Origin of the sequence: Inquilinus ginsengisoli (genome assembly GCF_050434925.1) — a bacterium.
GTDB classification, from domain to species: domain Bacteria; phylum Pseudomonadota; class Alphaproteobacteria; order DSM-16000; family Inquilinaceae; genus Inquilinus; species Inquilinus ginsengisoli_B.
Window position 1 is genome coordinate 132,414 of sequence record NZ_JBNDJK010000001.1, and the last position, 14,242, is coordinate 146,655.

Consider the following 14,242-nt stretch of genomic DNA (forward strand, 5'->3'; position numbering starts at 1 on the left):
ATACGCAAACCGATCGATCCCGGCCGACGATATGCTGCCGCGGCAACGATCCCGGATCCCGCCATGACCTCCGTCCTCGACCATGCCCGCCTGATGGACCGGCTGCAGATTCTGGGTACGGTCGGCCGCGGCCCGTCCGGCGGGCCGACCCGGCTGGCGCTGACCGATGCCGACCGCGAAGGCCGCGACCTGCTGGCGGGCTGGATGCGCGAGGCCGGGCTGGAGGTACGGGTCGACCGCATCGGCAACATCTTTGGCCTCTGGCCGGCGGCGGGCAGCGCCGACCCGGTGATGATCGGGTCGCATATCGACACGGTGATCGACGCCGGCATCTATGACGGCTGCTACGGCGTTCTGGCAGGGCTGGCGGTGATCGAGGCGCTGCGGGAGGCAGGCGTGGCGCCGGCGCGGCCGATCGCGGTCGCCGCCTTCACCAATGAGGAGGGGGTGCGGTTCCAGCCCGACATGATGGGATCGCTGGTCCATGCCGGCGGGCTGGACCTCGACGCCGCTTTGACCGCGGTCGGCACCGACGGCGCCGTGCTGGGCGAGGAGCTGGCCCGGATCGGCTATGCCGGCGACCTGGAGCCCGGATCGATCCGGCCGGCCTGCTACCTGGAGCTGCATATCGAGCAGGGCCCGGTGCTGGAAGCGGAGGGTCTGGCGATCGGCGCCGTCGATTCGCTGCAGGGCATCTCCTGGCAGCGCGTCACACTGACCGGCACCGCCAACCATGCCGGCACCACGCCGATCGCCGCCCGCCGCGACGCCGGCCTGGCCGCCGCCCGGGTCATCGCCCATCTGCGCGATCGGGTGGCCGATGCCGGCACGCTGGCCACGGTCGGGTCGCTGCGGCTGGAGCCGGACGCGATCAACGTGATCCCGTCCCGCGCCGTGTTCACCGTCGACCTGCGCGATCCTGACGAGGAGCGGCTGCAGGCGGCCGAAGCCGCGCTGGCCGGCTTTCTCGAAACGCTGGCGGCGGAGGGGGTAGAGGTCGCGACCGAGCGACTGGCCCGGTTCAGCCCGGTGCGGTTCGACCCGGCGCTGGTGCAGCTGGTCGCCGAGGCGGCCGAGCGGCGCGGCCATCGCTGGCGGCGCATCACCTCCGGCGCCGGCCACGACGCCCAGATGATCGCCCGGATCGCGACCTCGGCGATGATCTTCGTGCCCAGCCGCGGCGGCATCAGCCACAACCCGGCGGAGTTCACCGAGCCCGAGCAGCTGGCGGCCGGCGCCGACGTGCTGCTGGACGTTGTGGCGAAGTTGGTGGGTCTGCAGGCGTAGCCGCGGACCAAAACATTAAACCGTCATGGCGAGGAGCGTAGCAACGTGGCCATCCAGGGGCCGGTGGTCCGAGCGGCCCTGGATGGCCACGCCCCTACGGGGCTCGCCATAACGAAAAAAGGCTGTGGAGACGATCTCAAAGGCCGCTGGCACTACGCCCGGATCAACGTCCCGATGCCGCCTTCGGTGAAGACCTCCAGCAGCACGGCGTGCGGCACCCGGCCGTCCATGATCACCGCGCCCTCGACCCCCTGCTCGACCGCCGAGATGCAGGTCTCTAGCTTCGGGATCATGCCGCCGGAGATGGTGCCGTCGGTCATCAGCTCGCGCGCCCGTGCCAGCGGCAGCTCCTGGATCAGCTTCTTGTCCTTGTCGAGCACACCGGCGACGTCGGTCAGCAGGAAGAAGCGGGTGGCGTTCAGCGCCGCGGCGATGGCACCGGCGGCGGTATCGGCGTTGATGTTGTAGCTCTCGCCGCGCGGGCCGACGCCGATCGGCGCGATCACCGGGATGAAGTCGCTGTCCTCGAACGCCTCGAGGATCTCCGGGTTCACCGCCGCCGGCTCGCCGACGAAGCCGAGATCGAGGATGCGCTCGATGTTGCTGTCGGGGTCGCGCTTGGTGCGCTGCAGCTTGCGGGCCGAGATCAGGCCGCCATCCTTGCCGGAGACGCCGACCGCCTTGCCGCCGACCGACTGGATGGCCGAGACGATCGATTTGTTGATGTTGCCGGACAGCACCATCTCGACCACGTCGACGGTGTTGCGGTCGGTGACGCGCAGCCCGTCGACGAATTCCGACTTGATGTTCAGCCGCTCCAGCATCGCGCCGATCTGCGGGCCGCCGCCATGCACCACCACCGGGTTGATGCCGACCTGCTTCAGCAGCACGACGTCGCGGGCGAAGCTCTCGGTCAGCGAGTCGTCGCCCATGGCGTTGCCGCCGTATTTGATGACGAAGGTGGCGCCGGCGTAGCGGCGCATGAAGGGCAGCGCCTCGACCAGGGTGTGGGCCTTGTCGAGCGAGGCGGCGGGCAGGTTGGGCGGGGCGGCGAAGGGCTTGGTCATCGGGCTCGAATCCTGCTGCTGCGATGGTTCGGAATTCTGTGGCACGTCGTGCCATAGAATTCCGAAGCTGAATCGCAGCAGCATCTTAAATATTCGTGTCGCGAAGCGACACGGGCGGTTGCCGGCGCCCTTCTCATGCCCCAGCGCGCGGCTGCGATCAACCGCGGTCAGCCGTTCTTGGCGATCTCGGTCAGGAAGGCGCGCAGCTCGGCGATGCCCTCGCCGCTGTCGCTGCTGGTCAGGAACACCTTCGGGAAGGCGGCGGGATGGCGCTTCAGCTCGGCCTCGACCTCCGGGATCCGGCGCTCGCGCTCGCCCTTGCCGACCTTGTCCATCTTGGTCAGCACCACCTGGGTGGCGACGGCGGTGTCGTCGAGCAGCTTCAGGATCTCGGCGTCCGAGTCCTTGATGCCGTGCCGGCCGTCGACCAGCACCAGGGCCCGGCGCAGCGTCGCCCGGCCGCGCAGATAACCCTTCAGCGTCTCGGTCCAGCCATGGGACAGCGACTTCGACACCTTGGCGTAGCCATAGCCCGGCAGGTCGACCAGCGACAGCCGGCCGCCGAGGTCGAAGAAGTTGAGCTGCTGGGTGCGGCCCGGGGTGTGGCTGATACGGGCCAGGGTCTTCCGCCCGGTCAGGGCGTTGACCAGGCTGGACTTGCCGACATTGGAGCGGCCGGCGAAGGCGATCTCCGGCAGGCCCGCGGGCGGCAGGTCGGTCAGCGCGGCTGAGCCCCAGGTGAAGCGGCACTCCTGCGCGAACAGCAGCCGCCCCGCCTCGATCGCCTCCGGCCCGAATGCCTCCCGCTCGGCAGGCTGCAGTTCCGTCACCCCTTTCGACCCGCCGGCTTGCGGGGGCCGGGCGCCTTCGGCGTGGCCGGCGCCTTGGCGGCGCCGTCGCCGTTCTTCTTGCGGGTGACCGAGGGCGGCAGGGCGGCCGGCGCTTCGGCCCCCTCCTCCATTCCGCCCGAGATCTTCACATGCATGCGCTTCATGATCGACCACTGCTGCAGGATCGTCAGTGTGTTGTTCCAGGCCCAGTAGATCACCAGGCCGACCGGGAAATGCGCCAGCATGAAGGTGAACACGATCGGCAGCAGCATGAACACCTTGGCCTGGACCGGATCGGCCGGCGCCGGGTTCAGCTTCTGCTGCAGGAACATGGTGATGCCCATGATGATGGGCGCGGCGCCGATCATCAGCATCGCCGGCGGCGACCAGGGGATCAGGCCGAACAGGTTGAACACCGTGGTCGGGTCGGGCGCCGACAGGTCGTGCATCCAGCCGAAGAACGGCGCGTGCCGCATCTCGATGGTGACCAGCAGCACCTTGTACAGTGCAAAGAACACCGGGATCTGGATGATGATCGGCAGGCAGCCGGCGGCCGGGTTGACCTTCTCGCGCTTGTACAGCGCCATCAGCTCCTGCTGCTGCTTCGCCTTGTCGTCGGCGAAGCGCTCGCGCAGCTTCACCATCTCCGGCTGCAGCGCCTTCATCTTCGCCATCGAGCGGTAGGACTTGTCCGCCAGCGGGTAGAACAGCAGCTTCAGCGCCAGGGTGAAGATCAGGATCGCGACGCCGAAATTGCCGACGACGCTGTGGATCCAGGCCAGGATCTTGAAGAACGGCTTGGTCAGGAACCAGAACCAGCCGAAATCGATGGCGAAGTCGAACTTGGTGATGTTCAGCGTCTCGTGATAGCTGCCGATCAGGTCGACTTCCTTGGCGCCGGCGAACAGCCGGCCGGTCGATTCCACGGCCTGGCCCGGGGCCACCGTCTGCGGCTCGGCCTGATAGGTCGCGAGGTAGCGGCCACCGCCGTCCGACTGGTGCAGGAACTGGGTGTCGACCTTGACCGACTGGTCCGGGATCAGCGCGGCCAGCCAGTATTTGTCGGTGAAGCCGAGCCAGCCGCCAGTGGTGCTGTTCCGGACCGCCTTGTCGTCCTGGATGTCCTTGTAGGTCTTCTCCTCCAGAGTGCCGTTGAACACGCCGTAGGGGCCTTCATGCAGCACGTAGTAGCCCTGGGTCACCGGCGTGCCGAAGCGCAGCACCCGGCCGTAGGAGGCGAGCTGCACCGGCTTGTCGGTGTTGTTCACGACCCGCTGGACCACGGTGAACATGTAGTTCGCGTCGATCGAGATGGTGCGTTCGAACACCAGACCCTGGCCGTTGTCCCAGCGCAGCACCACCGGCGTGTCCGCGGTCAGCGTCTGGCGGTCGGCGGTCCAGACCGTGTTCGCGCCCGGCACCACGACCGAGGGATCGGCCGGCGCCCAGCCGTAGTCGGCGTAGTAGGGAGACGGGCCGCCCAGCGGCGTCAGCAGCACGATCTCCGGGCTGTTCGGGTCGACCGTCTCGCGGTAGTCGCGCAGGGTGACGTCGTCGATCCGGCCGCCGGTCAGGTTGATCGAGCCGTGCACGCGCGGCGCCTCGATCCTGACCCGGCCGGTCTGGGCCAGCGCCTGGGCACGGTCCATCGGCGCCTGGGCCGCAGTGCCGATCGCGGTCGGGGCCTGGGGCGAGGCGGTCGAGGTGGTGGCGGCGGTGGTGGGCTGCTGCTGACCCGACGGGGCGGTGGGCTTCGCCGACGGGAACAGGAACTGGAAGCCGAGAAGGATGGCCAGCGAAAGGGCGATCGCCAGGATCAGGTTCTTCTGGTCGGTCATCGCATCAGGGCTCCGGTCCCGGCCTCTGCCCCTAAATCTGGCCGGCCGGTCAGTCGAATACGGTCATTTGTCGGTGGGCCGGGCCGCACCGCCGCAGCAGGCGTCACGGCCGGGTTCACCGGCGGTCAGGGTGTCGGGCACGGGGTCATACCCCGACCCACCCCAGGGGTGGCAACGCGCGATGCGCCGCAGGGCCAGCCAGCCCCCGGCGATCGCACCGTGCCGCTCAATAGCCTCGATCGCATAGGCGGAGCAAGTGGGCGCGAAGCGGCACTGGCGTCCGATCAGCGCCGACAGGCTGTAGCGGTAGCCGATCACCAGGGCGCGCATCGCATGGGCCAGCGGGCTCATGCCGCGGCCCCGCCCGCCTCCGCCCCTTCGACTCCTGGCGTCGGGCGCACCGCCCCCAGCTTCTGCAGCGCGCGGTCGAGATCGGCGACCAGATCGGCGAAGGGCCGGCGGATGGTCTCGCCGCGGGCGATCAGCACCAGATCGAGGCCCGGCGCCGCCCGGCGGCCCAGCACTTCGGCAGCGGCGGCGCGCAGGCGGCGGCGTGCCCGGTTGCGGGCGACCGAATTGCCGACCTTGCGGCTGGCAGTGTAGCCGACGCGCAGGTCGCAGCCGGCGGTCGCCTCGGCATCGGCCCCGGCCTCGTCCCAGCGGCGCAGTTGGACGATCACGCCCGGCTGCGCCCATTTGCGGCGCGTGCCGGCCACAGCCAAAAACTCGGCCCGCTTCTTCAGCCGGCCGAGGCGGATCAGGGAAGGATCGTCAAGGCGGACGCGCATCCGGTCACCCCGGCCCAGGCAGGATTTACGGAACGGAAATCCTGCCCATGCTTACAGTCAGCAGATTTGCCGAGGCAAATCTGCCGGAGCCGGATTACGCGGAGAGGCGCTTCCGGCCCTTGGCGCGACGATTGGACAGCACGCGGCGGCCGCCGACGGTCGCCATGCGGGCGCGGAAACCATGGCGGCGCGCGCGCACCAGCTTGCTGGGCTGAAAGGTTCTCTTCACGATCGGAACTCCGGATGGCTCTACTGCGCCCTTCCGGACGCAAAACGGTGGCGGGTTATAGGCACGCATGGCGCCCGAGTCAATCGATCCGCCCGCGGTTCGAGTGGGGATGCGCTGGGGGCATGTCTTCCGGTAGATTGCCTTATGGCATGGAATCCGACCCACACCCTGAAATTCGCCGGCCCGCGGCTGCAGCCCGGGCTCGACCTCATCACCCGGCTGCCGGACATCGCGGCGCGACGGATCGTCGACCTCGGCTGCGGCACCGGCGCGCTGGCGGCCCAGCTGGCCGAACGCTGGCCGCGCGCCGCGGTCACCGGCCTCGACCGCGACCGCAACGCCCTGCGCGAGGCGCGGGCGACCCATCCGGACCTGGACTGGGTCGAGGGCGACATCGCCGACTGGGCGCCGCAGGAGCCGGTCGACCTGATCTTCTCCAACGCCGCGCTGCAATGGCTGGACGGGCATGAGGCGCTGGTCCCGCGGCTGCTGTCCTTCCTGGCCCCCGGCGGCGTGCTGGCGGTGCAGATGCCGCGCAATTTCGACGCGCCGAGCCATGTGCTGATGCGGGCGCTGGCGTCGGAAGCACCCTGGGCGGGCCGGATCCCGCTGCGCCGCCCGCCGGTCGGCACCCCGGCCGCCTATTACGACCTGTTGGCGCCGCGCACCGCCGCGCTCGACATCTGGGAGACCGAATACCTGCATGTGCTGAAGGGCGACAACCCGGTGCTGCACTGGGTGCGCGGCACGGCCCTCTTGCCGGTGATGGCGGCGCTGTCGGGGCCGGAGCTCGACGCCTTCATCGCCACCTATGCCGCCCGTCTGGCCCAGGCCTATCCGCCGCAGCCGGACGGCAGCACCCTGTTCCCCTTCCGCCGCCTGCTGCTGCTGGCCCGGGTGGGGGCTTGAGCGGGACGGCCGGATGAGCTTCGCCTGCCCTGTCTGCGGCTTCCCCGGGCTCGAAGGAGCGCCCTATGACAAGCATGGTTGCGCGTCGTTCGACATCTGTCCGTGCTGCGGAATCGAGTTCGGCTACGACGATGCCACGACCAGCCACCTCGAACTCCGGATGCGATGGATCGCCGGAGGCAAGCGCTGGTGGAGCGACAGGGGGCCGCCTCGAGGCTGGGATGCCGACAGGCAACTCGCGCAGATCGGCGAGTAGATTGGGATAGTCGCCAGTCAAGTCATGGACGATCAGATTGGTATCAATCGCGAGCATTCCGCCGCCTGGCCTCGGCGAGCACGCCGGCGTCCATCTCCTCCAGCGACTTCGGCTCGCCGTGATAGGGAAGTGAGCCGAACACATCCTCGGGCCGCGTCTCCGGAAAGGCCGGGGCGGGCCGCAACAGCACGCCTTCGGGCGTTTCCTCGACCAGCAGCCGCGTTCCCGCCCGCCACTCCCGCCGCCGGCGGATGGCGCTGGGCAGGATCACCTGCCCCTTGGTGGAAAGGGTGGTCGTGAACTGATCCGCGCCGGCCATCAGGCTCGCATTCCAGCAAGTAAGACGGTCGCAAGATTAGGAAGTGACGGCACCGGCTTCAAGCGCTTGTCCCGCGGCCCGGCCCTCCCGCTTTGACCTCCAGCAGGATCGGCGCAAGACTAACGACGGGTGGCGTCCGACCGAGTCGGCATGGCTGCAGATCTTCCACGCAAGTCACGGACAGACCACGATGACGACGCAATCGCTCCTGACATCACTGTTCCAATACAAGGCCTGGGCGAATGACCGGCTGCTGACCGCCATGGCCTCCCTGGATGGCGAGACCCTCCAGGCGGAACGGCATTCGGCCATCCTGATCCTCAATCACACCCATATCGTCGACCGCATTTTCGCCGCCAACCTGCAGAAGCTCGCGCACGGCTACAGTGACAACGAACCCGACCACGCCCCGGCGCTGGACGAGCTGTCGGCCGCCATCCGGGACACCGACCGCTGGTATGTCGACTACGCCGCGCGACTGAGCCCGGACGAGCTCGGCGAGGTGATCGCGTTCACCTTCACCGACGGCGCGCCCGGGCGGATGTCGCGCGAGGAGATGCTGGCCCATGTGATCGCCCATGGCGGGTATCACCGCGGCCAGGCGGGTCAGATCCTGTCGCAGATGCCGATCGCGCTGCGGCGCGAGAGCGTGTTCCGCGACACCTTCACCAGTTATCTCCACCGGCCCGGTGTGGCGGCCCTGGCGAAATAGGCGCCTGCTCCGGAGCGTGCCGGTGACGAAGCGTCGGACTTGCCTGCGACGAGCCCGCCTGCAACTCATTGTCCAGGAGGCACATGGCGTCCGAGGTCCATTGCATCGTGGAGGATGCGCAGCACTTCGATGACGCCTTCGCCGACGACCCGATAGACCAGGATGTGCCTGCCGCGGCGACCACGCCTGGCGACACGCAGTATGCGGACACCAGCCCGGATCTCGTCGCGCGCCTTGCTGTCCGGAAGATCCGGCCCAGAGCCCAGTGCCCGGGCGGCCTGGACGATCGTCTGCCGATAGTCGCCCGCCTGCTTCGGACCGAAGGCTTGGGTGGTCCAATGAAGAATGGAAGCGAGGTCCTGGTCGGCCGCGATGCTCAAGCGGACCTGCCAGCGGCCCTCGGCCATCCGGGATCAGTCCGCCGAACCGGATTTGAGGGCGCCGGCTATGGCTTTCTCGGCTATGGCGTTCATGTGCCGCTCCAGATCGTCCATGGAGTCGAACTCGATGTACTCTCCGCGCTCTATCGCCGCGATTCCGACATCGACCGCGGCCCGCAGACGCTCCAGCTTGGCCGCGTCCTCCTGCTCGCGCTGCTCGACCAGGCGCAGCCCCTCACGCAGGACCTCGCTGGCGTTCTGGTAGCGGCCGGACTTGACCAGCCCTTCGATCAGCTCGGCCTGATGATCGGTCACGACGACGTTGCGGGTCGGCATCGCGGCTGTCCTCTGAAGACGACTGCAGAGGAATAAGATAGGGCCATTGGCATATTATGCCAATGGCCCTATCATGGTCAGCCCGCGCCCTCACTTCCCCGGCGGCTTGTACCAGGCGTCGAGGGTCTCCTGCACCTTGGCGCCGGCCTGCTCGGCGGTCATCGAGCCGTTCAGCACCTGGGCCGAGACGTTCCAGATCGCCTGGTCGACATTCGGCTTGCCGCGCGACAGGATCTGGTGCGCCAGGCGGATATTGCCGCCGCACTTGTCCTTCCAGCCCTGGAACTCTGCCGCCAGCGGGTCCTTCAGCTCGACCTTGTGGGTCGACAGGGTGAAGAAGCCCGGCAGGGCGTTGGTGTACAGCGTCGCGAACTCGGCCGAGGCCACCCATTCCAGGAAGGCGCGCGCCGCCTCCGGATGCTTGCTGTGGGCGTTCATGCCGAAGCCGAGATCGGTGTGGTTCGAGATGAAGCAGGGGTCGCCCGCCTTCGCCACCGGCGGCGGGAAAGCGCCGAGCGGGAAGTCGGCCTGGGCCTCGAACAGCGGGATCTCCCACGACCCGGCCGGGTAGATCGCGGCGCGGCCGAGGGTGAACAGGTTCTGGCTGTCCGGATAGGACTGGGCCTCGTAGCCGTCGGCCAGATAGGGCTTCCACTTCGCCAGCTCGGCCCAGGCGGCGACGTAGGGCGCGTCGGTGAACTTGGCGGTGCCGGCGATCAGCGCCTTGCGGCCGGGATCGCCCTGCCAGTGGTTCGGGCCGATGTTCTGGAAGCCCATGGTCGCGGCCTCCCACTGGTCGGCGGTGCCGATCGACAGCGGGATCTCGCCGGCCGCCTTGATCTTATCGAGCAGGGCGAAGAACTCGGCCTCGGTCTGCGGCGGGGTCAGGCCGAGCTTGTCGAAGATCGACTTGTTGTAGATGAAGCCGCCGATCACCGAGCCGACCGGCACGCAATAGGTGGTCTTGCCGTCATCGGTGCTCCAGGCCGTCCGCGACGCCTCCGGGAAGGCGTCGATGCCCTTGAGGTCGTTGACCGAGGCGAGATGGCCCTTCTGGAACAGGGCCAGCGAGGCGTCGAAGGCGCGGCAGGCGACGATGTCGCCGGCGACCCCGCCCTCCATCTTGGCGTTCAGCGCGGCGTTGTACTCGGTCGGCGCCGAGGGCGCGAAGTTCAGCTTGATCCCCGGATGCGCCGACTCGAAGGCCGGGATGATCTTGTCCTGCCAGATCTTGAGGTCGTCGTTGCGCCAGCTCTCGATCGTCAGGGTGACGTCCTCGGCGCGGGCCGTTCCGGCCAGCGCGGCGAGCGCCGCGCCCGTCAGCAGGGCGCGGGATAGGATAGCGATCATTGTCTCGGGCCTCCCCTTTTGGCTGGTCTAGACCAGCGGGAGCGGCCCGGCTTGTCAACCCCGCCGGTCAGTCCAGTTGCAGCACGATGCCCTTGAGATACGCGCTCTCCGGCAGCAGCGGGTGCACCGGATGGTCCGGCCCGGCGCCGGACTGGCGCAGGATCCGGCCCATCCGCCCGGCATCGACCAGCCCGCGCGCCACCTGCTCGGCGAACAGCGCCGGGTCGACATGGTGGCTGCAGGAGAAGATGCAGAGGAAGCCGCCGCGCTCGGTCACCCGCGCCGCCAGCCGGGCCAGCTTGGCATAGCCGCGCGACCCGGCCGCGAGGTCCTTCTTCGACTTGACGAAGGCGGGCGGGTCGACCACCACCACCGGCCAGCGCTCTCCCTCCCCGCCCCGGCGCTCCAGCTCGGCGAAGGCCTCGCCGCGGGCGGTCGACACCCGGTCGGCGACGCCGTTGGCCGCCGCCGCCTTGGCCGCCAGCTCCAGCGACGGGGCCGAGCGGTCGACCAGCGTCACCGCCTCCGCCCCCGCCAGCGCCGCCTGGATGCCGAAGCCGCCGGTGTGGGTGTAGACGTCGAGCAAGCGGCGGCCGCGTGCCAGCTTGGCCACGAAGGCGCGGTTGTCGCGCTGGTCGAAGAACCAGCCGGTCTTCTGGCCGCCGACCGGATCGGCTTCGAAGCTCGCGCCGTTCTCCTCCACCGCGATCGGGCCGTCGAGGGCGCCGCGGGCGACCTTCACCTCCTCCGCCAGCCCTTCCAGGCCGCGCACGGCGCTGTCGTTGCGCAGCACGATGGCGCGGGGCTTGAGCAGATCCTCCAGCGCGTCGCAGAGCGGGCCTTCCAGCCGGTCCATCAGCGCCGTGTTGCTCTGCAGCACCAGCACGTCGCCATAGCGGTCGATGATCAGCCCCGGCAGCCCGTCAGCCTCGGCATGGACCAGACGGTAGAAGGGCCGGTCGAACAGCGTGTCGCGCAGCGCCAGCGCCGCGGCCAGGCGCCGGCGCAGGAAGGCGGTGTCGATCGCCGCGTCCGGGCTGCGGTCGAGCATGCGCACCGCGATCAGCGCGTGTCGGTTGAAGCCGCCGACGCCCAGGGCCTTGCCGCTGGCCGCCTCGACCCGCACCGGGGCGCCCAGCGGCACCTCGCGCAGCTCCGGCGTCATGGCGATCTCGTTCGAGAAGATCCAGGGATGGCCGGCGGCGACGCGCTTGTCGCGGCCGGGCTGCAGGCGGATGAGCGGCAGGTCGGTCATGGCGGCGGAGCATAGGGGCGCTGCCGCCCGACGGGAACCGCGACGTTGACGCCGCACCGGCCGGTCCTGTCTGCTGGCCGTGACGCTACCGCAGAGACCGTCATGACCATCCGCCCGGGCCCGCGCAATTCCATCACCGACATCGCCGGGATTCTGGTCGGCCAGGCCGAAGACCTGGCCGTGCGCAGCGGGGTCACCGTGCTGTTGCCGGAGATGCGCTGCACCGCCGCCGTGGATGTCCGCGGCGGCGCGCCCGGCACGCGCGACACCGACGCGCTGGATCCGACCTGCCTGGTCGAGGCGATCGACGCGGTCGTGCTGTCCGGCGGCTCGGTGCACGGGCTGGAGGCGGCGTCGGGCGTCGTCGCCTGGCTCGCCGCGCGCGGCCGCGGCCATCCGGTCGGCACCATCCGGGTGCCGATCGTGCCGGCCGCGATCCTGTTCGACCTGACCAATGGCGGCGACAAGAACTGGGGCGATACCCCGCCCTATCGCGCTTTGGCCCTGGCCGCCTGCGACGCCGCCGGGGCGGAGGTGCGCCAGGGCAATGCCGGCGCCGGCACCGGGGCCAAGACCGCGACCTGCAAGGGCGGCCTGGGCACCGCCTCCGCCATCGATCCCGAGACCGGCATCACCGTCGGCGCGCTGGTCGCCGCCAACCCGGTCGGCGCCGTGACCATGCCGGACGGCACCTTCTGGGCCTGGCCCTGGGAGCAGGAGGGCGAGTTCGGCGGCCCGCACCGCCCGACCGGGCCGGCGGGACCGGAGCCGGAGCTCTATCGCCATCCGGCACCGGAGCCTGGCGGCAACACCACGATCGGCATCGTCGCGGTCGACGCGGCCCTGACCAAGGCCGAGGCGCGGCGCCTGGCGATCATGGCGCAGGACGGGCTGGCCCGCGCCATCCGCCCGGTGCACACGCCGATGGACGGCGACACCATCTTCGCCCTGGCCACCGGCGCCGTGCCGCTGCCGGAGCCGCGGGCCGTGGCGCTGGCCCGGATCGGCGCCATCGCCGCCGACTGCGTCCGCCCGCGCCATCGCCCGCGGCGTCTGGCATGCCGAAACGCTGGGGCCGCACACCGCCTGGCGGGAGAAATACGGCAAGCCTTGAACCCGCCCCGGCGGCGCTGCCATCATCCGCGGCGAACGCGAAGGGCCGGGGGATTCGGTCTCATCGGCACAGGGAGACGACGATGGGGATGAGGGCCATGCTCGCAGCCGCCGTTCTGGCGGCCGGGCTGATCGCAACGCCGGCGCTGGCCGCCAAGGATCAGGCCGTGATCGGCATGGTGCTGGAGCCGCCGAACCTGGACCCGACCGGCGGCGCCGCCGCGGCCATTGCCGAGGTGGTCTATGCCAACCTGTTCGAGGGGCTGACCCGGATCGACGAGAACGGCCAGGTGCAGCCGGGGCTGGCCACCGAATGGAAGGTGTCCGACGACGGGCTGACCTACACCTTCACCCTGCGCCGCGGCACCACCTTCCACGACGGCACCAAATTCGACAGCGAGGCGGTGAAGTTCTCGCTGGACCGCGCCCGCGCCGCCGATTCGACCAACCCGCAGAAGGTCTTCTTCGAGCCGATCCAGTCGGTCGACACCCCGGCCGCGGACCAGGTGGTGATCACCCTGTCGCATCCGGACGGGCTGTTCCTGTTCCATCTCGGCCAGGCGGCGGCGCTGATCGTGGCGCCGAACTCCGCCGCCGACAACGGCACCCACCCGGTCGGCACCGGGCCGTTCAAATTCGTCGAATGGGTGCCGGGCGATCACGTCACGCTCGAGCGCACCGACGCCTATGCCGGCGACAAGCCGAAGCTGAACCGGCTGACCTTCCGCTTCGTCGCCGACCCGGCGGCAGCCTCGGCCGCGGTGATGTCGGGCGACATCGACGCCTTCCCGAACATGCCGGCGCCGGAGACGCTGGACCAGTTCAAGGCCGATCCGCGCTTCGCGGTCGAGATCGGCACCACCGCCGGCGAGACCGTGCTGGCGGTGAACCAGCGCCGCAAGCCGTTCGGCGACGTCAAGGTGCGGCGGGCCCTGGCGATGGCGATCGACCGCCAGGCACTGATCGACGGCGCCATGTTCGGCTATGGCACCCCGATCGGCAGCCATTTCGCGCCCTATGAGGCCGCCTACAAGGACCTGACCGGCGCCTATCCCTACGACCCGGCCAAGGCCAAGGCGCTGCTGGCGGAGGCCGGCTATCCGGACGGCTTCAAGGCGACCTTGAAGCTGCCGCCGCCCGGCTATGCCCGCCGCGGCGGCGAGATCATCCAGGCGCAGCTGGCCGAGATCGGTGTCCAGGTCGAGCTGGTGCCGGTGGAATGGGCGCAGTGGCTGGAGCAGGTGTTCAAGGGCTTCGACTACGACATGACCATCGTCGCCCACACCGAGGCGCTGGACATCGACATCTACGCCCGCGGCAAGGACAAGTACTATTTCGGCTACGACAACCCGGCCTTCGACCAGGTGATCCAGCAGCTGAACAGCACGGTCGACCCGGAGCAGCGCAAGGCGCTGTACCAGCAGGCGCAGCAGATCCTCTCGGACGACGAGGCCGCGGTGTTCCTGTTCCAGCTGCCCAAGACCGGGGTGCGGAACGCCAAGCTGATGGGGATGTGGAAGAACAGCCCGATCGCCGCCAACGACATGACCAAGGCCTATTGGGCGGAATGACC

At 69.5% G+C, this 14,242-nt stretch carries 17 protein-coding genes; 6 read left to right on the forward strand and 11 right to left on the reverse strand.

Going from position 1 to position 14,242, the window contains the following annotated elements:
- Positions 1-63 precede the first annotated feature (63 nt).
- Entirely contained in the window at positions 64-1,287 is a 1,224-nt protein-coding gene (locus tag QFZ27_RS00660; RefSeq protein WP_429224151.1) for a Zn-dependent hydrolase, read from the forward strand.
- 152 nt (positions 1,288-1,439) lie between these two features.
- On the opposite strand, the gene argB is transcribed toward QFZ27_RS00660, so the two are convergent.
- The 6 genes from argB to rpmH form a co-directional block, all read right to left on the reverse strand.
- The gene (gene argB, locus QFZ27_RS00665; protein ID WP_429224152.1) at positions 1,440-2,354 is read right to left on the reverse strand and encodes an acetylglutamate kinase; all 915 of its coding nucleotides are present in this window, start codon (positions 2,352-2,354) and stop codon (positions 1,440-1,442) included.
- A 167-nt stretch (positions 2,355-2,521) separates the two neighbouring features.
- Positions 2,522-3,184, reverse strand: a complete 663-nt coding sequence (gene yihA / locus QFZ27_RS00670) for a ribosome biogenesis GTP-binding protein YihA/YsxC (RefSeq protein WP_429224153.1) — start codon at positions 3,182-3,184, stop codon at positions 2,522-2,524.
- Complete coding sequence (gene yidC, locus QFZ27_RS00675) at positions 3,181-5,022, reverse strand: membrane protein insertase YidC (protein ID WP_429224154.1); 1,842 nt, start codon at positions 5,020-5,022, stop codon at positions 3,181-3,183. Before yidC ends, yihA begins: the two co-directional genes overlap by 4 nt.
- A 63-nt stretch (positions 5,023-5,085) precedes the next feature.
- The gene (yidD, locus tag QFZ27_RS00680; protein ID WP_429224155.1) at positions 5,086-5,373 is read right to left on the reverse strand and encodes a membrane protein insertion efficiency factor YidD; all 288 of its coding nucleotides are present in this window, start codon (positions 5,371-5,373) and stop codon (positions 5,086-5,088) included.
- The gene (gene rnpA / locus QFZ27_RS00685; RefSeq protein ID WP_429224156.1) at positions 5,370-5,810 is read right to left on the reverse strand and encodes a ribonuclease P protein component; all 441 of its coding nucleotides are present in this window, start codon (positions 5,808-5,810) and stop codon (positions 5,370-5,372) included. The genes yidD and rnpA overlap by 4 nt, the downstream gene beginning before the upstream one ends.
- 94 nt (positions 5,811-5,904) lie before the next feature.
- Positions 5,905-6,039 (reverse strand): 50S ribosomal protein L34, encoded by a 135-nt coding sequence (gene rpmH, locus QFZ27_RS00690; protein ID WP_138887974.1) that lies wholly within the window; start codon positions 6,037-6,039, stop codon positions 5,905-5,907.
- 144 nt (positions 6,040-6,183) lie between these two features.
- On the opposite strand from rpmH, the gene QFZ27_RS00695 reads away from it, so the two are divergent.
- On the forward strand, positions 6,184-6,948 hold the full coding sequence (locus QFZ27_RS00695) for a methyltransferase domain-containing protein (protein WP_429224157.1): 765 nt from the start codon (positions 6,184-6,186) through the stop codon (positions 6,946-6,948).
- Positions 6,949-6,961: 13 nt separating this feature from the next.
- Positions 6,962-7,204 (forward strand): hypothetical protein, encoded by a 243-nt coding sequence (locus tag QFZ27_RS00700; protein WP_429224158.1) that lies wholly within the window; start codon positions 6,962-6,964, stop codon positions 7,202-7,204.
- 43 nt (positions 7,205-7,247) lie between these two features.
- On the opposite strand, the gene QFZ27_RS00705 is transcribed toward QFZ27_RS00700, so the two are convergent.
- Positions 7,248-7,523 (reverse strand): AbrB/MazE/SpoVT family DNA-binding domain-containing protein, encoded by a 276-nt coding sequence (locus QFZ27_RS00705; RefSeq protein WP_429224159.1) that lies wholly within the window; start codon positions 7,521-7,523, stop codon positions 7,248-7,250.
- A 190-nt stretch (positions 7,524-7,713) separates the two neighbouring features.
- On the opposite strand from QFZ27_RS00705, the gene QFZ27_RS00710 reads away from it, so the two are divergent.
- Complete coding sequence (locus QFZ27_RS00710) at positions 7,714-8,235, forward strand: DinB family protein (RefSeq protein WP_429224160.1); 522 nt, start codon at positions 7,714-7,716, stop codon at positions 8,233-8,235.
- A 65-nt stretch (positions 8,236-8,300) separates the two neighbouring features.
- Here the strand turns inward: QFZ27_RS00710 and QFZ27_RS00715 are convergent, their stop codons facing one another.
- The 4 genes from QFZ27_RS00715 to QFZ27_RS00730 all read right to left on the reverse strand — a co-directional run bounded on the left by QFZ27_RS00715 (position 8,301) and on the right by QFZ27_RS00730 (position 11,556).
- The gene (locus tag QFZ27_RS00715) at positions 8,301-8,642 is read right to left on the reverse strand and encodes a type II toxin-antitoxin system RelE/ParE family toxin (RefSeq protein WP_429224161.1); all 342 of its coding nucleotides are present in this window, start codon (positions 8,640-8,642) and stop codon (positions 8,301-8,303) included.
- 6 nt (positions 8,643-8,648) lie between these two features.
- The gene (locus QFZ27_RS00720) at positions 8,649-8,951 is read right to left on the reverse strand and encodes a type II toxin-antitoxin system ParD family antitoxin (RefSeq protein ID WP_429224162.1); all 303 of its coding nucleotides are present in this window, start codon (positions 8,949-8,951) and stop codon (positions 8,649-8,651) included.
- Between the two features lie 90 nt (positions 8,952-9,041).
- Positions 9,042-10,301, reverse strand: a complete 1,260-nt coding sequence (locus QFZ27_RS00725) for an ABC transporter substrate-binding protein (protein ID WP_429224163.1) — start codon at positions 10,299-10,301, stop codon at positions 9,042-9,044.
- Positions 10,302-10,368: 67 nt separating this feature from the next.
- Positions 10,369-11,556: a class I SAM-dependent rRNA methyltransferase gene (locus QFZ27_RS00730; RefSeq protein WP_429224164.1), complete on the reverse strand. Its 1,188-nt coding sequence runs from the start codon at positions 11,554-11,556 to the stop codon at positions 10,369-10,371.
- Positions 11,557-11,658: 102 nt separating this feature from the next.
- Here QFZ27_RS00730 and QFZ27_RS00735 point away from each other — a divergent pair, with 102 nt between their 5' ends.
- A complete protein-coding gene (locus QFZ27_RS00735) occupies positions 11,659-12,762 on the forward strand; it encodes a P1 family peptidase (RefSeq protein ID WP_429224165.1) in 1,104 nt (367 codons plus the stop codon).
- A gap of 5 nt (positions 12,763-12,767) precedes the next feature.
- On the forward strand, positions 12,768-14,240 hold the full coding sequence (locus QFZ27_RS00740; RefSeq protein WP_429224166.1) for an ABC transporter substrate-binding protein: 1,473 nt from the start codon (positions 12,768-12,770) through the stop codon (positions 14,238-14,240).
- The last annotated feature ends 2 nt before the right edge of the window (positions 14,241-14,242 follow it).